The sequence below is a fragment of the Ensifer sp. ENS09 genome (assembly GCF_014852425.1).
Lineage (GTDB): Bacteria > Pseudomonadota > Alphaproteobacteria > Rhizobiales > Rhizobiaceae > Ensifer.
The window spans coordinates 159,812-182,287 of record NZ_JACVBP010000006.1 but is presented as its reverse complement, the minus strand read 5'-3'; the positions used below and the strand labels follow the sequence as shown (position 1 = coordinate 182,287).

General features: G+C 63.0%; 16 protein-coding genes. 14 read left to right on the top strand and 2 right to left on the bottom strand.

What is annotated here, in order from left to right:
• Nucleotides 1-4 precede the first annotated feature (4 nt).
• The 12 genes from IB267_RS27600 (at nucleotide 5) to IB267_RS27545 (ending at nucleotide 15,645) form a co-directional block, all read left to right on the top strand.
• Nucleotides 5-1,084: a hypothetical protein gene (locus tag IB267_RS27600; RefSeq protein WP_192450692.1), complete on the top strand. Its 1,080-nt coding sequence runs from the start codon at nucleotides 5-7 to the stop codon at nucleotides 1,082-1,084.
• A 106-nt stretch (nucleotides 1,085-1,190) separates the two neighbouring features.
• On the top strand, nucleotides 1,191-2,477 hold the full coding sequence (gene tolB / locus IB267_RS27595) for a Tol-Pal system beta propeller repeat protein TolB (RefSeq protein ID WP_245281720.1): 1,287 nt from the start codon (nucleotides 1,191-1,193) through the stop codon (nucleotides 2,475-2,477).
• Nucleotides 2,478-2,773: 296 nt separating this feature from the next.
• Nucleotides 2,774-3,307, top strand: a complete 534-nt coding sequence (gene pal / locus IB267_RS27590; RefSeq protein ID WP_034806256.1) for a peptidoglycan-associated lipoprotein Pal — start codon at nucleotides 2,774-2,776, stop codon at nucleotides 3,305-3,307.
• Nucleotides 3,308-3,570: 263 nt separating this feature from the next.
• Nucleotides 3,571-4,599 (top strand): tol-pal system protein YbgF, encoded by a 1,029-nt coding sequence (gene ybgF, locus IB267_RS27585; RefSeq protein ID WP_192450691.1) that lies wholly within the window; start codon nucleotides 3,571-3,573, stop codon nucleotides 4,597-4,599.
• A complete protein-coding gene (gene tilS / locus IB267_RS27580; protein WP_192450690.1) occupies nucleotides 4,589-5,929 on the top strand; it encodes a tRNA lysidine(34) synthetase TilS in 1,341 nt (446 codons plus the stop codon). Before ybgF ends, tilS begins: the two co-directional genes overlap by 11 nt.
• 100 nt (nucleotides 5,930-6,029) lie before the next feature.
• Nucleotides 6,030-7,973 (top strand): ATP-dependent zinc metalloprotease FtsH, encoded by a 1,944-nt coding sequence (gene ftsH / locus IB267_RS27575; protein WP_077959806.1) that lies wholly within the window; start codon nucleotides 6,030-6,032, stop codon nucleotides 7,971-7,973.
• A 316-nt stretch (nucleotides 7,974-8,289) separates the two neighbouring features.
• Nucleotides 8,290-9,642 (top strand): phosphoglucosamine mutase, encoded by a 1,353-nt coding sequence (gene glmM / locus IB267_RS27570; RefSeq protein WP_192450881.1) that lies wholly within the window; start codon nucleotides 8,290-8,292, stop codon nucleotides 9,640-9,642.
• Between the two features lie 373 nt (nucleotides 9,643-10,015).
• On the top strand, nucleotides 10,016-10,840 hold the full coding sequence (locus IB267_RS27565) for an outer membrane protein (protein ID WP_192450689.1): 825 nt from the start codon (nucleotides 10,016-10,018) through the stop codon (nucleotides 10,838-10,840).
• 187 nt (nucleotides 10,841-11,027) lie between these two features.
• The gene (locus IB267_RS27560; RefSeq protein ID WP_192450688.1) at nucleotides 11,028-11,861 is read left to right on the top strand and encodes an outer membrane protein; all 834 of its coding nucleotides are present in this window, start codon (nucleotides 11,028-11,030) and stop codon (nucleotides 11,859-11,861) included.
• 252 nt (nucleotides 11,862-12,113) lie between these two features.
• Nucleotides 12,114-13,292 carry a phosphoserine transaminase gene (locus IB267_RS27555; RefSeq protein ID WP_192450687.1) on the top strand — a complete coding sequence of 393 codons (1,179 nt, stop codon included), beginning with the start codon at nucleotides 12,114-12,116 and terminating at the stop codon, nucleotides 13,290-13,292.
• 131 nt (nucleotides 13,293-13,423) lie between these two features.
• The gene (gene serA, locus IB267_RS27550; RefSeq protein WP_192450686.1) at nucleotides 13,424-15,019 is read left to right on the top strand and encodes a phosphoglycerate dehydrogenase; all 1,596 of its coding nucleotides are present in this window, start codon (nucleotides 13,424-13,426) and stop codon (nucleotides 15,017-15,019) included.
• A gap of 119 nt (nucleotides 15,020-15,138) precedes the next feature.
• A complete protein-coding gene (locus IB267_RS27545) occupies nucleotides 15,139-15,645 on the top strand; it encodes an N-acetyltransferase (protein WP_192450685.1) in 507 nt (168 codons plus the stop codon).
• 44 nt (nucleotides 15,646-15,689) lie between these two features.
• Here the strand turns inward: IB267_RS27545 and IB267_RS27540 are convergent, their stop codons facing one another.
• Both IB267_RS27540 and IB267_RS27535 read right to left on the bottom strand, forming a co-directional pair.
• Nucleotides 15,690-17,504, bottom strand: coding sequence for a methyl-accepting chemotaxis protein (locus tag IB267_RS27540; protein ID WP_192450684.1), 1,815 nt, complete (start codon nucleotides 17,502-17,504; stop codon nucleotides 15,690-15,692).
• Nucleotides 17,505-17,629: 125 nt separating this feature from the next.
• Nucleotides 17,630-18,511, bottom strand: coding sequence for a DMT family transporter (locus tag IB267_RS27535; RefSeq protein WP_192450683.1), 882 nt, complete (start codon nucleotides 18,509-18,511; stop codon nucleotides 17,630-17,632).
• Between the two features lie 204 nt (nucleotides 18,512-18,715).
• Here IB267_RS27535 and IB267_RS27530 point away from each other — a divergent pair, with 204 nt between their 5' ends.
• Both IB267_RS27530 and IB267_RS27525 read left to right on the top strand, forming a co-directional pair.
• Entirely contained in the window at nucleotides 18,716-20,014 is a 1,299-nt protein-coding gene (locus IB267_RS27530; RefSeq protein WP_043623234.1) for an adenylosuccinate synthase, read from the top strand.
• 63 nt (nucleotides 20,015-20,077) lie between these two features.
• Nucleotides 20,078-22,417 (top strand): hypothetical protein, encoded by a 2,340-nt coding sequence (locus IB267_RS27525; RefSeq protein WP_192450682.1) that lies wholly within the window; start codon nucleotides 20,078-20,080, stop codon nucleotides 22,415-22,417.
• Nucleotides 22,418-22,476: the final 59 nt, after the last annotated feature.

The window sequence follows — 22,476 nt, the reverse complement described above, 5'->3', positions numbered from 1 at the left end:
CACGATGAAGGGCAGTCTCGCTACATCTGCTGTCCTCCACGCCATGGTCTTGACCTGGGCGCTGGTGTCGCTTGGCAGCCCGGCTGACTTCCAGGTCGCCGACGTCGAGGCTTTGCCTGTCGACATCGTTCCCTATTCGGAGATGACGCAGGTTCAGCAGGGCGACAAGAAGGCACCGAAGAAGGAGCATTCGTCGCCGGTTCCGACCAAGCGTCCGGAGACGAACCAGCCGGCTGAAAATGTCGGCGACAACGATACCGACCTGAAGACCCCGCCGACGCCGAACGCCAAGCCGTCGAAGAGCGAAGCCACGGCCTCTCCGGAAAAGAACGAGAAGCCCGAGCCGACGCCCGATCCGGTCGAGCAGGAGATCAAGAAGGTCGAGGAATCCAAGCCCGCTTCCGAGCCTGCGACCGAAGTTGCGGCCCTGCCGGAACCCAAGCAGGAAGTGAAGCCGGAGACGAAGCCCGATCCGGCCCCGGCTGAAGAAAAGCCGGCCGAAAACCCGGAAGCCGAAGCGTTGCCCGAGAAGGTGCCGACGCCCGCTGCGAAGCCGAAGGTCGAAAAGCCCGCTCAGAGCGCCAAGACGCCTGAGCGCAAGAACGAGGCAACGCCGAAGGAACAGAAGAAGGCCGCCTCCACCGAGGAAAGCAAGTTCAACGCCGACGAGATCGCCGCTCTGCTCAACCGGCAGGATCCGTCTGCCGGCGGCGCGAAGCGTTCGACGCAGGAGGCCGCGCTCGGTGGCAAGAAGACGATCGGGGTTGGCCTCAGCGCCAACGAGATCGACGGCGTCAAGGGCCAGATCCAGGGCAACTGGTCGCTGACCCCCGGCCTGACCGGCGTCGAGGAGGTCCGCGTCACCGTCCGCGTGCAGCTCGATCAGGCCGGTAATATCATCGGCACACCCGAGGTTACCGCAACCGGCGGTCCGGAAGGTACGCGCCGCGCCGTTGAAAGCAGCACCTTGCGCGCGATCCGCCGTTCGGCCCCGCTACAGAACCTGCCGCCTGAAAAATATGAGGGCGAAAAAGGATGGAATACCCTCGTGCTGAATTTCGACCCCTCGGAATTCGCACTCTAGAGCTGCCGGGATTGGAACCCATGCCGGATAGCAAACCACCCCTGCAAACCCTTCGTACGAAGCTGAAAGGCTTGTCTCTATGATCAAGGTCTCTCTTATCCGCGCCATGATGGTGGCCGCGGGCATGTTAGTCGCCGTCGTGGCGGCGGTGACGCCGGCGAACGCTGAAGTCGAAATCAACATCAACAAGGGCAACGTCGAACCGCTGCCGATTGCTGTTACCGACTTCCTCCAGGGCGAACTCGGCCAGAAGATCTCCGACGTGGTCGCAGCCGACCTGAAGCGTTCGGGTCTGTTCGCGCCGATCAACAAGGGCGCCTTCATCGAGAAGATCAGCAATCCGGATGCGACACCGCGTTTCGAGGACTGGAAGGTCATCAACGCCCAGGCGCTCGTCACCGGTCGCGTGACACAGGAAGGCGACGGCAGGCTGAAGGCCGAGTTCCGCCTGTGGGACACGTTCGGTAACAAGCAGATGACCGGCCAGCAGTTCTTCACCCAGCCGGAAAACTGGCGCCGCGTGGCCCACATCATCGCCGACGCGATCTATCAGAGCGTTACCGGTGAAAAGGGCTATTTCGACACCCGCATCGTCTATGTCGCCGAAAGCGGCCCGAAGACGGCCCGCAAGCGTCAGCTCGCCATCATGGACCAGGACGGCTTCAACGCCCGTGCGCTCACCAATTCCAACGACATCGTTTTGACGCCGCGCTTCTCGCCGAACCGCCAGGAAGTCACCTACATGTCGTTCGAAAACCAGCAGCCGCGCGTCTACCTGCTGCAGCTGGAAACCGGACAGCGCGAGGTGGTCGGCAATTTCCCCGGCATGACCTTCTCGCCGCGCTTCTCGCCGGATGGCCAGCGGGTCATCATGAGCCTGCAGCAGGACGGCAACGCCAACATCTACACCATGGACCTGCGCTCGCGCACCACGACGCGCCTTACCAACACCGCGGCGATCGACACCGCACCGTCCTATTCGCCGGATGGCAGCCAGATCGCCTTTGAAAGCGACCGCGGCGGCCGCCAGCAGATCTACGTCATGGGTGCCGACGGCTCCGGCCAGCGCCGCATCTCCTTCGGCGACGGCTCCTATTCGACGCCGGTCTGGTCTCCGCGCGGCGACCTCATCGCCTTCACCAAGCAGTCGGGCGGCAAGTTCTCGATCGGCGTGATGAAGACCGACGGTTCGGGCGAACGTATCCTGACCACCGGCTTCCACAACGAAGGCCCGACCTGGGCGCCGAACGGCCGCGTCCTGATGTTCTTCCGTCAGGGTGCCGGTTCCGGCGGACCGCAGCTCTACTCGATCGATCTGTCGGGTTACAACGAGCAACTGATCCAGACGCAGGGCTTCGCATCCGACCCGGCCTGGTCGCCGCTGCTCGAGTAGTTCACGACGGCTTTGGGTCGCCCGATCCAAAGACGTTGACGTGATCGCCTCTCGTTTGCTTGGGGGCGGGAGGCCCGCGGAAGCCTCGTCCTTATTTCCTGATCCCGCTGCAGGCTGATCCGATCTGCGGCGGGAAAATGTGGCAATGATGCCGCTTTCTCGCCGCAAAGTGCTGGTCTAGCAGGGCCCGAGCCGAAATTATCGATTTGTTAACCATAACTGTTGAATAGCGATTAACCGCTTCCGGTTACAGTCTGGCAACCGTGAATTCAGACACTTCTCAAGGAGACCGGCGTATGAGCCGAATTGACACCCCGGCCGCAGGCCGCATGCAGACCATCGCTCGCAACCCGGTCATGATCGCTCTGGTCATGACGCTTGCCCTGGCTGGCTGTGCATCGAAGAAGAACCTGCCGGGCAGTGCTGGCGAACTCGGCCTCGGTGGCGCTGGTTCGGCAACGCCGGGCTCGCAGCAGGACTTCACCGTCAATGTCGGCGACCGCATCTTCTTTGACACCGACTCCACCTCGATCCGCGCCGACGCACAGCAGACGCTCGCTCGTCAGGCCCAGTGGCTCGCCAAGTACCCGAACTACGCGATCACCATCGAAGGTCATGCCGACGAACGCGGCACGCGCGAATACAACCTGGCGCTCGGCGCCCGCCGTGCGGCTTCCACCCGCGACTACCTGATCAGCCAGGGCGTGCCGTCGAACCGCATGAAGACGATCTCCTACGGCAAGGAAAAGCCGGTCGCCGTTTGCGACGACATTTCCTGCTGGTCGCAGAACCGCCGCGCCGTTACCGTTCTCGGTGGCGCTGGCATGTAATGATGCCGCGGCCGCGCGCATCGCGTGGCCCGGAATCACGACGTGATCCGAGGAGGCGCTGCGTGTTCCGCAGATCACAGATCGCTAAATTAAAAGGGCGGCCCTCGGCCGCCCTTTGCTTTTTTACCACACTTTGGCCGAACTCCGTTGCTTTTTCAGGGCAATTGGAAAACTGTGCGGCAATCACCCAGATGACTCGGCGAGATGTATTGCGGGCCCCTGGTCAAGGGTGGGACAACCGGTATTCGAACAGGACAAATGAAATGAAGAAATTTGTCGTGGCGGGCCTGATCGGTCTTGCGACCCTTGCGGGTCTCGGCCAGACGGCGAACGCCATGCCTCTTTCAGGGCTGCTGGCCCGAACGGCTGAGACCAACAGCGGCGTGCAGAACCTGCCCGTCGTGAAGGTGCAGTCGGCCGAAACCGCACGGATTGGCCAGCTCGAAGAACAGATCCGCTCGCTCAACGGGCGTATCGAGGAAATGAGCTTCCAGCTCTTGCAGATGCAGGAGCAGATCCGGAAGTTCCAGGAGGACAACGAGTTCCGCTTCCAGGATCTGGAAAGCGGCAAGGCCTCCCCCAAGAAGAGCGGCGCTCTGCAGACGCCGAAAACCAGCGATCAGGCGTCCGTCACCCCGGGGGTGACGGATAGCCAGACCATGGCGCCGGCAGCCGGCGGCAACGACATGGCGTCTTCCGGCGTTTCGCCCGGAGCAGGCCAGGGCGGCAATGGCGCGTCCCCGCCGTCGACACTCGGGCAGATCGTCTTCGACGAGAACGGCAATCCGGTCGCAGCGACGACCGATGGGCGGCCGGGCGCAAACGCCACGCTTCCCGGCGTCGATTCCGGCGCACCCGCCGATGGCGGCCTGAACAGCAATCCCGGTAGCCAGCAGACCGCGTCTCTCGACAATCCCGGCGACCTCTACCAGTCGGCCTACGGCCATGTGCTGTCGGGCGATTACAGCACCGCCGAACAGGAATTCGGCGATTACCTGGCCGCCTTTCCGAAGGGCGACAAGGCAGCCGATGCCAGCTTCTGGCTGGGCGAAGCCCAATATTCGCAGGGCAAATACAGCGACGCCGCAAAAACCTTCCTGAATGCGCATCAGGCCCACGGCAAATCGCCGAAGGCGCCCGAGATGCTCTTGAAACTCGGCATGTCGCTCGGCGCGCTCGACAACAAGGAAACCGCCTGCGCGACGCTGGGCGAGGTCAACAAGCGCTATCCCAAGGCCTCGCCTGCGGTGAAGGCGAAGGTGACGAGCGAGCAGAGCCGCTTTGGCTGCTGAGGCTCCCGCGCCGACAGCCGTTGTCGAAACGGCAAAACGATTTCTTGCCTCCTTTCTTCGCCCAACGCGCATCCTCGTCGCCGTCTCCGGCGGGAGCGATTCCACGGGCTTGCTTCTCGCCTTGAACGAGGCGATCGAGGCAGCCGAACCCAAGAGATTTTCCCTGGCCGCATGTACGGTCGACCATGCGCTGCGGCCGGAATCGGCTGAGGAAGCGCGCGGTGTTGCCGCGTTCTGCGCTAGCATCGACGTCCCGCACCTCATCATGCGCTGGGATGGCGCGAAGCCGTCGACCGGCATTCAGGCGGCAGCGCGCGAGGCGCGCTACCGGTTGCTGGCGGATGCCGCCGAGCGATTTGAGGCCGGCTGCATCGTCACCGGCCACACCAGCGACGACCAGCGCGAAACGATCCTGATGCGGATGCAAAGGACGCAAGGGCCGGGTGCTTCCGGCATGGCGAGCGCCATGCTTTACGACCGCCGGGTCTGGGTGCTGCGGCCGTTCCTTAGTCTTGATAGGGCGTCGATCCGCGCCTTTCTTCAGACGCGCGACTTGAGCTGGTTCGATGACCCGAGCAACGCTAATCCGACTTTCGAGCGGGTCCGCGTCCGGACTGAACTGGCGCAATCGCCGCGAGTGGAGGAGGGGGCATGGGATGCTGGAGCCAGGGCCTGGTCGTCGGCGAGGGCTGCCGGCTTCCTCACCCGCCAGGTGCGCGTGCATGCGGGCCTGGTTGTGGAGATCCCGCTTGCTCTCGCCAACCGCCGCGACAACGTCGATTGGCAGCGGGCGCTGCTCGCGCTGGTGGCCGTCGTCGGCGGCCGCGCGCATATCCCCGCAGCCGACACGGTGAAGCGGGTAGCGGCGTTTCTGCAAGAGGCAACGCCCGGCAGGATGACGGCCGGACGATGCGTTTTCGACCTGCGCGCAGGCGGACTCTACCTCTATCGCGAGGCGCGCGGCCTGGCGACCTTGACGCTTGCGGGCGGTAAGACCGGAACATGGGACGGCCGTTTCCATGTGCACAACGGCGCAAGTACGCCCATCTCCGTCGCGGCAGAAGGCAGGGGCGGGCCACAACAGCAGAGACTTATTGCCGCAGGTCTGCCACCGGGCGTTGCCGGCCGTGCATCGCTTTCGGCACCGAAGGTCCTGTATGGGAACGGCGAAAGTGTCGCATCCGTCACAATCGAGCCGCGGATCGGGCTGTACGACACCTTTTTGCCGGGTTTCGACCGGATCATGGCCGACCGGATCGCCGGATTGTTCGGACGAGAGCCTTATCCTCCGCCGCCGGTTCACGATCTGTTGACAGAAATGGAACGGTAGCCGGCGGTTTGCCTTGGCAATACGTCACCAGAACCCTATGTTAGGGAGCAAGACAGCGGCTCGCGAAATGCGCGGGTCGTGACAGGTTCCGGGGAGTTCGATGAACCCTAATTTTCGTAATCTTGCCCTTTGGGCAATCATAGCGCTTCTGCTGATCGCGCTGTTCAGCATGTTCCAACAGCCGACGGAGCGCACCGGCTCGCGCGAGATTCCGTTCTCGCAGTTCCTGAAAGACGTGGATGCGAGCCGCGTCAAGGAAGTCGTGATCACCGGCTCGAAAGTGATCGGCAGCTATTCCGAAAGCGGCGCAACCTTCCAGACCTACGCGCCTTCAGTCGATACGGCGCTCACCGAGCGCCTTGAAGCCAAGGACGTGACGGTCACGGTTCGCCCGGAAACCGACGGTTCGTCCGGGTTCCTCAGCTATATCGGTACCCTGCTTCCGATGCTTCTGATCCTTGGCGTCTGGCTGTTCTTCATGCGCCAGATGCAGGGCGGTTCGCGCGGCGCCATGGGCTTTGGCAAGTCCAAGGCCAAGCTTCTGACCGAAGCGCATGGCCGCGTCACCTTTGACGACGTCGCCGGCGTCGACGAAGCCAAGCAAGACCTGGAAGAAATCGTCGAATTCCTGCGCGACCCGCAGAAGTTCCAGCGCCTCGGCGGTCGCATTCCGCGCGGCGTGCTGCTCGTCGGTCCTCCCGGTACCGGTAAGACACTGCTTGCCCGCTCGGTTGCCGGCGAAGCCAACGTGCCGTTCTTCACGATCTCCGGTTCGGACTTCGTTGAAATGTTCGTCGGCGTCGGCGCCAGCCGTGTGCGCGACATGTTCGAGCAGGCCAAGAAGAATGCACCCTGCATCATCTTCATCGACGAAATCGACGCCGTCGGTCGCCATCGCGGCGCCGGTCTCGGCGGCGGCAACGACGAGCGCGAACAGACGCTCAACCAGCTGCTGGTCGAGATGGACGGCTTCGAAGCCAATGAAGGCATCATCCTGATCGCTGCGACCAACCGTCCTGACGTTCTCGACCCGGCGCTGCTGCGTCCGGGCCGCTTCGACCGCCAGGTCGTCGTGCCGAACCCGGATATCAACGGCCGCGAACGCATCCTCAAGGTGCATGTGCGCAACGTGCCGCTGGCGCCGAATGTCGACCTCAAGGTGCTCGCACGTGGTACGCCCGGCTTCTCCGGTGCCGACCTCATGAACCTCGTCAACGAGGCTGCCCTGATGGCCGCCCGTCGCAACAAGCGTCTTGTCACCATGCTCGAGTTCGAGGATGCCAAGGACAAGATCATGATGGGCGCGGAGCGTCGTTCGTCGGCGATGACGGAGGCCGAGAAGAAGCTGACCGCCTATCACGAAGCCGGTCACGCGATCCTCGCGCTCAACGTTCCCTCGGCCGATCCGCTGCACAAGGCGACGATCATCCCGCGCGGTCGCGCACTCGGCATGGTCATGCAGCTGCCGGAAGGCGACCGCTACTCGATGAGCTACAAGTGGATGGTCTCGCGTCTTGCCATCATGATGGGTGGACGCGTCGCCGAAGAACTGACCTTCGGCAAGGAGAACATCACCTCTGGCGCATCGTCGGATATCGAGCAGGCCACCAAGCTTGCCCGTGCGATGGTGACGCAATGGGGCTTCTCCGACCAGCTCGGCCAGGTTTCCTACGGCGAGAACCAGCAGGAAGTCTTCCTCGGCCACTCCGTTGCCCAGCAGAAGAACGTGTCGGAGGCGACCGCCCAGAAGATCGACAACGAAATCCGTCGTCTGATCGATGAGGCCTACGAGACCGCCCGCAAGATCCTGACGGAAAAGAACCATGAGTTCGTGGCGCTTGCCGAAGGCCTGCTCGAATACGAAACGCTGACCGGCGAAGAAATCAAGGCGCTGATCCGCGGAGAGAAGCCGGCACGCGATCTCGGCGACGACACGCCGCCGCATCGTGGCTCGGCCGTTCCCTCGGCCGGCGCCAAGAAGGAAGGCTCGGCGGGCAACAAGGGCGAAGAGTCCGAAGGCGGGTTCGAGCCGCAACCGCAATAACCGACGCCTGTCGGCCATGTATTGGAGCCGCCGTTCCTTGAGTGGAGCGGCGGTTTTTCGTTGGCGATTTTGTACCTGGCATTTGGTAACGGGATGTAATGATTTCTGATGCTAGGCTCGCTGCCGTTTGCTGCGCTTTTGTGTCAAAGAAGACTCATGTGTTGCGATCGCATGGCCATGGGTGGGCATGACGATCCGAGGCGTACGGCAACCGCCGATATGAAATGAGGTCCGGTCAATGAAACCCAGTCGCGCACCCCGCAGACAGGCGAAGCTGGCAAAGCCAGCGCTGACCCGGCAGAACGATGGAGCTCTTATGAAGCGCAAGTATTTCGGCACCGACGGTATTCGCGGCCAATCCAACATGTTTCCGATGACTCCGGATCTGGCGATGCGGGTCGGCATCGCCGTCGGTACGATCTTTCGCAATGGCGCCCATCGCCACCGGGTGGTGATCGGCAAGGACACGCGTCTTTCCGGCTACATGCTCGAAAACGCGATGGTGGCGGGCTTCACCGCCGCCGGCCTCGACGTCTTCCTGCTCGGGCCGATCCCGACGCCGGGCGTGGCCATGCTCACCCGCTCCCTGCGTGCCGATATCGGCGTGATGATCTCGGCGTCCCACAATCCCTTCCAGGACAACGGCATCAAGCTTTTCGGCCCTGACGGCTACAAGCTCTCCGACGATATCGAACAGAAGATCGAGGCGTTGCTCGATCAGGACCTCTCTGGACAGCTGGCAAAGTCCGAAGACATCGGCCGGGCGAAGCGCGTCGATGGCGACATCTATCGTTACCTGGAACACGCAAAGCGCACGCTGCCACGCGACGTCACCCTTCAAGGTCTGAGGATCGCCATCGATTGCGCCAATGGCGCGGCCTACAAGGTGGCTCCGACCGCCCTTTGGGAACTGGGAGCCGAGGTCGTCAGCATCGGCACCGAGCCGAACGGTCTCAACATCAACCTCGACTGCGGCTCGACGCATCCGGCTGCTCTTTCCAAGAAGGTCCATGAAGTGCGCGCCGATATCGGCATTGCGCTCGACGGCGACGCCGACCGCGTGCTGATCGTCGACGAGAACGGCACCGTCATCGATGGTGACCAGCTGATGGCCGTCATTGCCGACAGCTGGGCCGAGGACGGCGTGCTGCGCGGTGGCGCGGTTGCGGCCACGGTCATGTCGAACCTCGGTCTTGAACGTTACCTCAAGGGGCGCGGCATCGACCTGCGCCGCACCAAGGTCGGCGACCGCTATGTGGTCGAACAGATGCGTCAGGACGGATTGAACGTCGGTGGCGAACAGTCGGGCCACATCGTGCTCTCGGATTTCGGCACGACGGGCGATGGCCTTGTTGCGGCCTTGCAGATCCTTGCGGTGATCAAGCGCCAGGGCAAGACCGTGAGCGAGGTCTGCCATCGCTTCGAGCCGGTGCCGCAGGTGCTGAAGAACGTGCGTGTTTCCGCCGGCAAGCCGCTTGAAGACGCGACCGTGCGCCAGGCGATTGCGGACGCGGAGGCGGAGCTTGCGAAATCTGGTCGTCTATTGATCCGCCCGTCCGGCACCGAGCCGCTGATCCGCGTGATGGCGGAAGGCGACGATCGCGGCCAGGTCGAGCGCATCGTCGACGAACTGGTCAACGTCATCGGCAGCGTGCGCAACGCCGCTTAAGCGTCAGACCTCGGCTTCCCTCCAGGGCCGGTGCGTTGCACCGGCCTCTTTTTTGTGCGGATGGTGCGTCAGCCATGCGCCGCGTCGGAGACTTTTCCCCGTGCGGGCGCCCACTTGCCGAGCATGTGCTTCCAGCCATGCGCACTCTTAGCGCTTTGTCTTGCCAAATTATTTAGGTGTGCCTTACGGATGCTCGGTTGCCGACAGTAACGTCGCGTGACAACTACAAGAATAGATCCGATGTTTAACAAACTCGGTAAACGATTGTAGTTAATCGGAACTTAACCTTTGCTCCTCATTATCCATAACCAACAACGGGATTTGGGCACCGGTTTCATGGTGAGCCAAGCAACGAAATGTATTGGAGTGGGCCATGAAGAGAATTTTGAGTGGCGTTGTTGCTATATTGCTCAGCGGCACGGCAGCTTACGCTGCAGATGTCTATCAACCGCCAATGGAGCCGGTGCCGGAACAGCCGGTCGAGGTCATCCAGACCAGCGGCTGGTACCTGCGCGGTGACGTCGGCTACGCCTGGAACGACCTGCGCGGTGCGAACTACTACCAGGGAGGCCCCGGCGGCTCCATCACCAATTTCGAAACGGCCGATATCGATGATTCCTGGGTCGCCGGCGTCGGCGTCGGTTACCAGTTCAACAACTACCTGCGTGCCGACGTTACCGCCGATTACTGGGGCAGCGCCGACTTCGCCGGCTCGACACTCGGCAACTGCGGCAGCGTGGTCGGTCCGTGCCGGTCGCGCGACGTGACCTCGGTTTCTGCCTGGAGCCTGATGGCCAACGCCTATGTCGACATCGGCACCTACGGCGCCTTCACGCCTTACGTCGGTGCCGGTATCGGTGCCACCCACGTCAAGTGGGACAAACTGCGCAACACCAGCTGCAGCATCGCCGATCCCAGCCAATGCGACCCGACGACGGGTCATGACGGCGAGAGCAAGTGGCGCTTCACCTATGCACTGATGGCCGGTACGGCCATCGACCTCACTTGCAACCTCAAGGCCGACGTCGGCTATCGCTTCCGCCAGGTCGACGATGGCGACATGTTCGGCTACGCCAATGGTGGCGGCCCGGGCTTCGACAAGGGCTTCTACATCCATGAGGCACGCGCCGGTCTGCGCTACTCGTTCGGCAGTGTCTGCGAAGTTCCCTACGAGCCGGAGCCGATCGTCTACAAGTGATCGACCAGACCAGTTGATACAAAGGCCACCTTCGGGTGGCCTTTTTCGTTGCCGCCAATCTTTGCTGGTTTCCTAACGGGCATGGTTAACCGGGGGTTAACCAGTCGCTGCCAATAGTTAACGCTGAACGAAGCGGTGACGGCAGTGCGCCATCCCGCACCGATAGCAGTGGTGAGAGGGCATGGGCATGGATTGGCGAAACGGGTTCTGCGGGGCCGCTTTTGGTGCCGGCCTGCTGCTTTCCGGTGCGGCATTCGCCGCCGATGAGGAGCTCCTGAATGCGCCGGAGATCACCATCGAAAAAGAAGCCGCTGGCGCTAGCGCGATCTACCTGCGCGGCGATATCGGTTATGCGCCCTGGCGTAGCGAGGGCGATCCCTATTCCCGAACCTTCGATGCAGGCGCGTCGACATACGACAGCACCACTTTCGACAACGCCCGTTTCGACAAGCCGTTCTCCGGGGCGCTTGGCGTCGGCTACCAGTTTACCGACACGTTCCGTGCCGACCTGACGGCGGAGTATTTCGAGGGCCGGTTCAACGGTTCGTCATCGTCGACCGCCCCGTGCGCGGGGCAGGGGGCGGGTACGTCCTGTGCATTTTCAACCGGGGCTGATTATTCCGCTCTTGGCCTGATGGCGAACGCCTATGTCGATTTCGGCACGCTCGCGGGCTTCACCCCCTATGTCGGCGCCGGTCTCGGCGCGACGCGTCTCAATTGGGATACGGCGGTCGAACGGGCGACCTGCGTTGCGGGTGGCGGCGCCTGCGCCGGAGCGGCCGGCTCCACCTCCTACGCGGGGCGCGATAGCTGGCGGTTTACTTACGCCCTGATGGCCGGCGTTTCCTACGATCTCAGTGATCAGCTGAAGCTCGATGTCGGTTACCGCTACTCCCATATCGCCGATGGCGAGATGTTCGGCTTTGGCACTGAGGCGCTTGCCGGCGCGCGGGGCGACAAGGGCTTTGACGATGGTCTTTCGCGTCACGAAATCCGGGGGGGCCTGCGCTTCTCGTTCTAAAACCATCGGCCACGGAAAGATCGGGCAGGTTTGCCGCGTTCTGTCCTCAGGTGATTCAGCATGTTGCCCACATGAAGGCAGCGTCCGGCAACAATCGCTCTGCGGTGGTCGCCTGCCTTTTCATATGTTGCTCGCGACGCCATAAATTTTGTCGATTGCGACAAAGCGCTTGACTTCCGGTCCCGCCCTCAATATCGACGACGGCGGGACACCCTTCCCCAACGAAGGGCTATCTATCTGGAAGGATAGCACATGGCAAAGCCTGCACAGCCGGACCTCCGTCCGAATAATACCCATTTCTCTTCTGGCCCTTGCTCGAAGCGCCCCGGTTGGACGCTCGACGCTCTCTCCGATGCTCCGCTCGGTCGTTCGCACCGCGCCAAGATCGGCAAGACGAAGCTGAAGCAGGCCATAGATCTTACCCGTGACATTCTTGAAGTGCCGGCTGATTACCGCATCGGTATCGTGCCCGCTTCCGATACCGGCGCCGTCGAAATGGCGCTCTGGTCGCTGCTCGGTCCGCGCGGCGTCGACATGGTCGCCTGGGAAAGCTTTGGCGCCGGCTGGGTGACCGACGTGGTCAAGCAGCTGAAGCTCGCCGACGTTCGCAAGTTCGAAGCCGCCTACGGCGAACTTCCCGATCTTTCCAAGGTTGATTTCGACCGCGACGTGGTCTTCACCTGGAACGGTACGACCTCGGGTGTGCGTGTGCCTAACGGCGACTTCATCCCGGCAGACCGCAAGGGCCTGACGATCTGCGACGCGACCTCGGCCGCTTTCGCGCAGAACCTCGATTTCGCCAAGCTCGACGTCGTTACCTTCTCCTGGCAGAAGGTTCTTGGCGGCGAGGGCGCCCATGGCGTCATCATCCTGTCGCCGCGCGCCGTCGAACGCCTGCTGACCTACGTGCCGGCCTGGCCTCTGCCGAAGATCTTCCGCATGACCTCGGGCGGCAAGCTGATCGAGGGCATCTTCACCGGCGAAACCATCAACACGCCATCGATGCTCTGCGTCGAAGATTACATTGATGCGCTCGTCTGGGCGCAGCAGGTCGGCGGGCTCAAGGGCCTGATGGCGCGTGCCGATGCCAACGCGCAGGCGATTTTCGACTTTGTTGCCGCCAATGACTGGATCGCGAACCTGGCGGTCAGCGACGAGACCCGCTCCAACACCTCGGTCTGCTTGAAGATCGTCGACAAGGACGTGCTCGCGCTCGACGCCGACGGACAGGCAGCCTTTGCCAAGGGCGTGGTTGCGCTTCTCGAAAAGGAAGGCGTTGCCTTCGACATCGGCCACTACCGCGATGCACCGTCCGGTCTTCGTATCTGGGCCGGCGCCACCATCGAGGCGGCCGACATGAAGGCGCTGATGCCGTGGCTGACCTGGGCTTTCGAGACCCAGAAGGCAACGCTGGCACAGGCCGCGGCCTGATCGGACAAGGGTGAGGACAATGAACTTCGCCCGCATCTCACACTGATTTGAGTGATCCGCTTCGCTCCCGATGGGAGCGAAGCCTGGCTAACTGCATTTCCATTCAGACCTGATCTTTAAGGAGGCCTTCCATGGCACCTCGCGTTCTCGTATCCGACGAACTGTCGGAAACCGCCGTCCAGATTTTTCGCGATCGCGGCGTCGAAGTCGATTTCCAGCCGAAGCTCGGCAAGGACAAGGACAAGCTTGCCGAAATCATCGGTAACTACGATGGCCTCGCCATCCGCTCGGCCACCAAGGCGACCGAAAAGCTGATCGCAGCTGCGACCAATCTCAAGGTCATCGGACGCGCCGGCATCGGCGTCGACAATGTCGACATTCCGGCTGCTTCGCGCCGCGGTATTATCGTGATGAACACGCCCTTCGGCAATTCGATCACGACCGCCGAACATGCGATTGCGCTGCTCTTTGCCGTTGCCCGCCAGCTTCCGGCCGCCGATACCTCGACGCAGGCCGGCAAGTGGGAAAAGTCCCGCTTCATGGGTGTCGAAATCACCGGCAAGACGCTGGGCGTCATCGGCGCCGGCAATATCGGCTCGATCGTCTGCTCGCGCGCCATCGGCCTGAAGATGCACGTTCTCGCCTACGACCCGTTCCTTTCCAAGGAGCGCGCCGAGGAAATGGGCGTCACCAAGGTCGAGCTCGACGAACTGCTCGCCCAGGCCGACTTCATCACCCTGCACGTGCCTCTGACCGACAAGACCCGCAACATCCTGAGCGCCGAAGCGCTTGCCAAGGCCAAGCCGGGTGTGCGCATCGTCAACTGCGCTCGCGGTGGTCTCGTCGACGAGAAGGCGCTTGCCGAAGCGATCAAGTCGGGCCATGTCGCCGGTGCCGGCTTCGACGTCTTCGAGGTCGAGCCCGCGACCGAAAGCCCGCTCTTCGGCCTGCCGAACGTCGTCTGCACGCCGCATCTCGGCGCTTCGACCACGGAAGCCCAGGAGAACGTCGCGCTGCAGGTGGCTGAGCAGATGTCGGACTACCTGGTCAAGGGAGCCGTTTCCAACGCCATCAACATGCCGTCGATCACTGCTGAGGAAGCGCCGATCCTGAAGCCGTTCATCCGGCTTGCCGACGTTCTCGGCGCCTTCGTCGGCCAGGTGACGGAAAGCGCGATCAAGGAAATCGAGATCCTTTATGACGGCTCGACCGCCGGCATGAACACCAAGGCGCTGACGAGTGCCGTGCTTGCCGGTCTGATCCGCCCGCAGGTCGCCGACGTCAACATGGTTTCGGCGCCGGTCATGATCAAGGAGAAGGGCATCATCCTGTCCGAGGTCAAGCGCGACAAGACCGGTGTCTTCGACGGCTACATCAAGCTGACGGTGAAGACCGCGAACCAGACGCGTTCGGTTGCCGGCACGGTGTTCTCGGACGGCAAGCCGCGCTTCATCCAGATCAAGGGCATCAACCTCGATGCGGATGTCGGCAGCCACATGGTCTACATCACCAACACCGACGTCCCCGGCATGATCGGTTTCATCGGCATGACGCTCGGTGATGCCGGCGTCAACATCGCGAACTTCCAGCTCGGCCGCGAGAAGGAAGCCGGCGACGCGATCGCGCTGCTCTACGTCGATGGTGCGGTTTCTGACGATGTGCTTGACAAGCTGCGTGCCAATCCGGCAATTCGCCAGGCAAAGCCGCTGGTCTTCAACATCGATTGAGACCAGCCCAGCAAGTGGCAGCACCGTCTGCCACTTTGCCGACCCACTCACGGGACATATCGAGGACGCACCGGCCGACCGCCGGTGCGTTTTCCTGTTTCGAACGCATGTGACGAGAAATGACCGAAATGACATTCCGCTGGCGCGAGGCAAGCCTGCCCGACCTCGCCTCCGTATCGGAGATCCAGCTCGTGGTTCACCAGGCCTTTCCCGAGGATGACGCCGTTCTCGCCGACCGCATCGCGCTCAGCCCTGCCGGTTGCTTCATGCTGGATGCGAAAGGTCTGTCACGCGGTTATGTGCTGAGCCATCCATGGCTTCGCGGTGCGCCGCCGTCGCTGAACAGCATGCTTGGCGAAATCCCTGAGGCCGCCGACACGTGGTACATCCATGACCTCGCGCTCTTGCCGGAAATGCGGGGCTCCGGGGCAGGGGGCGGCGTGTTGCCGATGCTTGCGGATGTCGCACGCACGGAAGGGTTCCGGTCGATGTCGCTCGTATCCGTCAACGGATCCCGCGGCTTCTGGGAAAGACAGGGCTTTGAGGTCCGCATGGACGAACGGCTGGCGCAGAAGCTCTCAAGTTATGGTGACGACGCGCTCTATATGGAGCGGCACCTTGTCTAAAATGAAAATGGCGCCGATCGGCGCCATTTTCATTTTGTGCTGGATCAGGCCGCCCGCTGCGTCGCGGGCCGCCATACCTTTTCCTCGACGGTGAACTGGGCAAGCCGGCCGGAAAGCACGTTGCTTTCGCCGGCGAGCGCCTGGCTTGCGGCCGAGGTCTGCTCGACCATGGCGGCATTCTGCTGGGTCATCTGGTCCATCTGGTTTACGGCGGTGTTGATCTCCCGCAGCCCGACCGACTGATCGCGCGCTGCCGTCGCAATCGCGACGATGCGGTCGTTGATCTCGTTGACCCGCCGCTCGATGTCGCCGAGCGCCGAACCGGTCGCTTCGACCAGGCGCACGCCGGCCGAAACCTCGACGCCGGACGCGGTAATCAGGCCCTTGATCTCCTTGGCAGCCGTTGCCGAGCGCTGCGCCAATTCCCGCACCTCCTGCGCGACGACGGCAAAGCCCTTGCCGGCATCCCCCGCGCGCGCCGCCTCGACGCCGGCGTTCAGCGCTAGGAGGTTCGTCTGGAAGGCGATGTCGTCGATCACGCCGATGATTTCGCCGATCTTCGAAGACGAGTTCTCGATGCGGCCCATGGCAGTGATGGCGTCGCGAACGACCTCGCTAGAGGTGGCCGCCCCCTTGCGAGCCTCAGCGACCATGCGGGTCGCCTCCTCGGCGCGGTTGGTGGAGTTCTGAACCGCCGAGGTGATCTCGTCGAGGGCGGCTGCGGTTTCTTCGAGCGACGCTGCCTGCTGCTCGGTGCGCTGCGACAGGTCGTTGGCTGCCCGGCTGATCTCATTGGCATTGCCGGTAACGACGGAGGTGGAATCGGCGATCGCGCTCACCGTCGAGCGAAGGGCCGCAACGGCGGTGTTGAAGTCCTGGCGCAGCTTCTCGTAGTCGGCGCCGAGATCCGGCACGTGGGTGGTGAGGTCGCCGCTCGCCAGCCGCTCGAGCGCACCGCCAATGGTGCTGACGACATGGGCCTGCACGCGGGCGGTCGCCTGCTGCATTTCCTCGTTGGCGCTGCGCTCACCGTCGAGCGCCACCTGCTGTTCGCGTTGGCGAACCTCAAGCGCGTTGCGTTCGATCACCGAGGCGCGCAGCACGACGAGCGCGTCGGCCATGTGGCCGATCTCGTCGCGGCGGTCGGTATCGGGGACTTCCGAACGGGTGTCATTGTTCGATACTTCGAGCATCACGTCCTTCAGCCGGTTGATCGGCCGGCTGATCGAGCGGCCGATCGCCATGGCGGCGGCAAGCGTCGCGATCGCGGCGATCGCCGTGGTGATGATCGTCATCAGCAGCGACGCATTGTACTTGGCGGCGAGATCGTCGGCGTAGACGCCGGTGCCGACGCCCCAACCCCAGGGCTTGAAGCCCTGGATATAGGAGTACTTCTCGACCGGCTCCTCGTGGCCAGGCTTGTCCCAGTAGTAGTTGACGATGCCGCTACCCGGGTTCTGCGCCAGCGCGATGAGTTCGACGTTGAAGGCCTTGCCGTTGGTATCCTTGAGGCCGCGCACGTCGGTGCCGACGAGCTTCTTGGCGAGCGGGTGGGCGATCATCATGCCGTCGAAGCCGTTGATGAAGAAGTAGCCGTCCTGGCCGAAGCGCATGGACATGACCGCGGAAATGGCGCGGCTCTGGGCCTCCTCACGCGAGAGCGTGCCACTGCGCTCCTGTTCCTCGAAGCTTGCGATCGTCGAGATCGCCGCTTCGGTGACGTTGCGCAGCATCTGCCGGCGTTCGTCGCTGACTTCCGCGTTGGCGACTTGAGTCTTGTAGGCCATGGCGGCCGCCATGAAGACCAGCGCCATCGCCGTCAATAAGTAGATACGTGTCGAAATTCTAATATTTTTCACTGCCTTAGCCCCAAGGAAAATCCTGGCGGCGACAGAAACACCCATCTGCTAATCAAGCCTTAAGTCGCCTCCCGAGTTCTAGCGATTGCATCGCCCGAAACTTGCCCGGCAGGCGCGAGACTTCTCTAGCGCGGGCGACCTTTTTCGGCGATCGCGATCCCGCCGAGCACCAGGAGCAGCGCGACAAGGTGGAAGAGGTGAAAGGTCTCGCCGATCAGCATCACCGACAGCAGCGTGCCGAAAACGGGAATGGCGTTGATGAACAGGCCAGCGCGGTTGGCACCGATCATCTCGACACCGCGGACATAAAGAACCTGCGACATCAGCGATGGGAAGATCGCGGCATAGAGAACGATGATCCAGCCGGTGGTGTCGGGCGCGATCGCGGTGCCCGTGCCGATCTCCCAGAACAACAGCGGGATGGCGCTCGAGAGCGCGCCGAAGGCGGGGGCTGCAATGAAGCTCTGCCAGTGCATCGTCGGCTTGTAGCGAAGCGCCACGGTGTAGCCGGCATAGACGACGCAGGCCGCGATCATCAGCGCATCGCCGAAGTTGAATTCGAGCGACAGCAGGCTGGTGACGTCGCCATGGGCCGCGGTCACCAGAACGCCGACGAGGGTGACGGTAAAGCCGATCACCTGGGCGATCGACGCCTTCGTTCGAAACAGCACGAAGTTGAAGAGGAAGATCAGCATCGGGATGCCGGCCTGGAGAATGACGGCATTGATGGCGCTCGTATATTTGAGCGCCGAGTAGAGCAGGGCATTGAAGGTCGTGAAGCCGACCACGCCGTAGGCGAGAAGCTGCAGCCAGTGCTTGCGGATCTTGTCCCAGTCGCGCCGGATCTGCGGTGTCATCAGCACGAGGATGACGATGAGGGCGAAGACCCATCGCAGGGTCGTCAGCATCATCGGGCTCACATGGCCGACGGCCATCTTGCCGGCGACGGAGTTGCCGCCCCAGAACAGAGCGGTGATGCAGAGATAGAAGTAGGCCCTGGAATTCACGATGCTCAGACCTGCATGGGGATGGCGACCGGTTGTCGCGATGGCGGGAGAGCGGAAGATATAGGCTCTAAATCCCGGCCTTGTCATGCAAAAAGGGCGGAACGCCCGACATAACGGGGTCGCTTTCCAGATGACAACACAGTATAGATGCGCGGGTTTGAGAACAGCGCAGCCTCGGTTGCGCGCCTGAACAGGAAGAGAATTATGACGAATGTCGTAGTGGTCGGCTCCCAATGGGGTGACGAAGGCAAAGGCAAGATTGTGGATTGGCTCTCCGAGCGCGCGGATATCGTCGTGCGCTTTCAGGGCGGTCACAATGCCGGCCATACCCTGGTGATCGACGGCGTCAGCTACAAGCTGTCGCTCCTGCCCTCCGGCGTCGTGCGTCCCGGCAAGCTTGCCGTCATCGGCAACGGCGTCGTCATCGATCCGCACGCGCTGATCGCCGAAATCGACAAGCTCGGCAAGCAGGGCATTGCGATCACGCCGGACAACCTGCGTATCGCCGACAATGCCACGCTGATCCTGTCGCTGCACCGCGAGCTTGACGGCATCCGCGAAGACGCCGCCTCCAACAGCGGCACCAAGATCGGCACGACGCGCCGCGGCATCGGCCCGGCCTATGAAGACAAGGTCGGCCGTCGTGCCATCCGCGTCATGGACCTTGCCGACCTCGACACGCTGCCGGCCAAGGTCGACCGCCTGCTGACGCACCACAACGCGCTGCGCCGCGGCCTCGGTGAAGCCGAGATCAGCCATGACGCGATCATGCAGGAACTTTCGTCAGTCGCCGACAAGGTGCTGCCGTTCATGGACACCGTCTGGGTGCTGCTCGACAAGGCCCGCCGCAAGGGCGCGCGCATCCTGTTCGAAGGTGCTCAGGGCACGCTGCTCGACATCGACCACGGCACCTATCCGTTCGTCACCTCGTCGAACACAGTCGCCGGCCAGGCTGCCGCCGGTTCGGGCATGGGCCCGGGCTCGCTCGGCTACATCCTCGGCATCACCAAGGCCTATACGACACGCGTCGGCGAAGGTCCGTTCCCGACCGAACTTACCGACGAAATCGGCCAGTTCCTCGGCGAAAAGGGCCATGAGTTCGGCACGGTGACGGGCCGCAAGCGCCGCTGCGGCTGGTTCGATGCAGCCTTGGTACGCCAGTCGGTTGCCGCCAACGGCATCACTGGCATCGCGCTCACCAAGCTTGACGTTCTCGATGGTCTCGACGAACTGAAGATCTGCATCGGCTATACTCTGGACGGGCAGCAGATCGACCATCTGCCGGCAAGCCAGGCGCAGCAAGCTTCGGCAAAGCCAGTGTATGTTACGCTTGAAGGATGGAAAGAATCGACGGTTGGCGCACGCAGTTGGGCAGACCTTCCGGCGCAAGCGATCAAGTATGTCCGCCAGGTGGAAGAACTGATCGGCGCACCGGTTGCTCTTCTTTCGACCAGCCCGGAGCGGGACGACACAATACTTGTGACGGACCCCTTTGAGGACTAGTGTCGGCGAACTGACATTGCGTCGTGATCGCAAAGACATACCTGGGCGTATGAGAAAGTACTAATGGCGGATTTTGTTGCAGTTATTCGCAGGACCGTTGACGGCCTGTCGGAAAACACACCTGAAATGCGGGACAGGGTATACGAGAAGGCGCGCGCGGCCGTGCGCCGCCAACTCGAAAACATGAACCCGCGTCCGTCGGACGACATGATCAATCGCCAGCTGGCGAAACTCGAAAATGCGATTGCCGAGGTCGACAGCGAACATGCCGAGGCCTTGCCGGCGCTCGACGAGCCCGAGGTTGCCGAGGCGGAGACCTTCGAACCGGTTGCCTCGGAGCCGGCAGTAGAGCACGTTCCGGAACCGGAACCGGAACCGGAACCGGAACCGGAACCGGAACCGGAACCGGAAGCTCAGCCTGTACAGGTCGTCGAAAGCGAGCCGGTGGCCGTTGCCGATGATGCGGTCGAGCAGCCCGCATCGGAACCGGAAATCGCCGCCGAGCCCTACCATCCTGTCGAGGCCTATGAGGCGCCGACGCATGTGGCCGAACCCCAGGCCGAGCCGGTCGAGGAAACTCCGGTCGAGCCGATAGAATACGAACCGGTCGTTGAGCCTGCCGAAGCCGCAGAGCCGCCGCTTGACGAAAGCCCCGTCGTCGTTCAGCCGCACGAAGACGTGCAGGCCTATGAAGCGCCCGAATATTCGGAGCCGGTGCCAGACGCACAGGAAACACCGGCGCCTTCCTCGGAGGTCGAGTCGCAGCACCATGCCGCGCACGAGCCGACCTGGGACGAAGCGCCGGCTGCAAGTGCCGAGCAGAAGCCGGCCCTCTCCGAGTGGGACCTGCCCGAATGGGAGACCGTTGGTCCGACCTCGACCGTCGCGCCGGTCACCGAACACATCGGCGAAGAGCGCGCCACCGAGATCCACGACCCGGACACCGCGCCCGAGCTTTTGGGGATGCATCCGGTCGCCGAGCCGGAGCAGCAGGCCCCTGAGGCGACGCCCAAGGCGGACCCCGTGCGCGGCTGGTCGTTCGACGACAATGACCCCTTTGCGCCGATCGAAGAGCGGCGGGCCGAGAAGACTTCCGAACCGGAGATCAGCGACTGGTCGTGGCCGGTCGAAAAGCCTGTTCAGGCGGCTGCCGCACCGGCGGCGCAGAACCAGCAGGAACGCGCCGGTACTGCTTGGGATCACATTGACGATCTGCTCGGCTTCGAGGACGCGGCCAACGCTGCTGCGGCGGGAGCCGGAGCAACGGCGGCTGCGCGCGAGCCGGAACGGGTTGGCGAAGCAACCCCGGCAGCGCCCAGGCCGACATCCTACCGGGCCACGCCGAAGCCGTCGCGTTTCAGCGTAAAGCGTCTCGTCATTGCGGGCGTCGCCCTGCTCGTGCTTGGCGGCGGCGGATTTGCCTATTGGCAGAACCGCGAGGCCGGCAATGCCTGGATTTCCGGCATGGTGTCGTCGATAACCTCGGCGGTGTCCGGCATCGGCGGAACGCCGGCCGAGCAAAGCACGCCGCCGCAGCCCGCTGGCGAAACGGCCACGCAGCAACCGGCCGCGCATGACGATACGGTTGCGCCGGACAACAACTCGACGAAGTTCACGCAGCGCCTGATGGCGGACGGATCGGAGACCGACGACGGCCCGGCCAACCCAACGGGCGAGAGCGCTGCGCAGGAAGGCAAGTCCGTGGCGCCGCAGACGGAAGCAGGCAAGCCTGTCGAAGCGGCGAGCGGCCAGGGTGGCACGGCCGGCCAGGCCGGAGCGCCCGCGACTGGTCAGCCGGCCGGCCAGCCGAACCAGCCTGAAGTCGCCCTTGCCACCGGCGAGAAGATGTTCCTCTACGAGGAGCGTCTCGGCCAGTCTTCGCCCACGGCCGTTCCGGGAACCGTGGCGTGGTCGGTGAAGGAGGAATCGCCCGGCGGCGATGCCAAGCCCGAGCCGGCGATCCAGGCCCAGATCACCGTTCCGGACCGCGGCCTGACCGCGCTGATGACGATCAAGCGAAATGCGGATCCGTCCCTGCCGGCAAGCCACGTCATCGAGTTCGTGTTCTCGCTGCCGTCGAATTTCGAGGGCGGCGCCATCGACAGCGTCCAGCGCGTATCGATGAAGCGGACCGAGCAGGATCGGGGCGACGCCTTGATCGCGGTTCCGGCCAAGATCACCGACGACTTCCATATGATCGCCCTGAACGATGCGACGGACGCTATCGGCAACAACACCCAGCTGCTGCGCAGCCGCAGCTGGATCGATATCCCGCTGACCTACCGCAACGGCCGCCGTGCGCTTCTGACGCTTGAGAAGGGGCAGAGCGGCACGGATGCCTTCAACCAGGCCATGCGCGCCTGGTCGGCGACGGGTACGGCTGCCGAGAGCAACAGCCAGTAAGCTCGAAAAGAACCGAACATACAAAAAACCCGGCGGAAGCAACCGCCGGGTTTTTTATT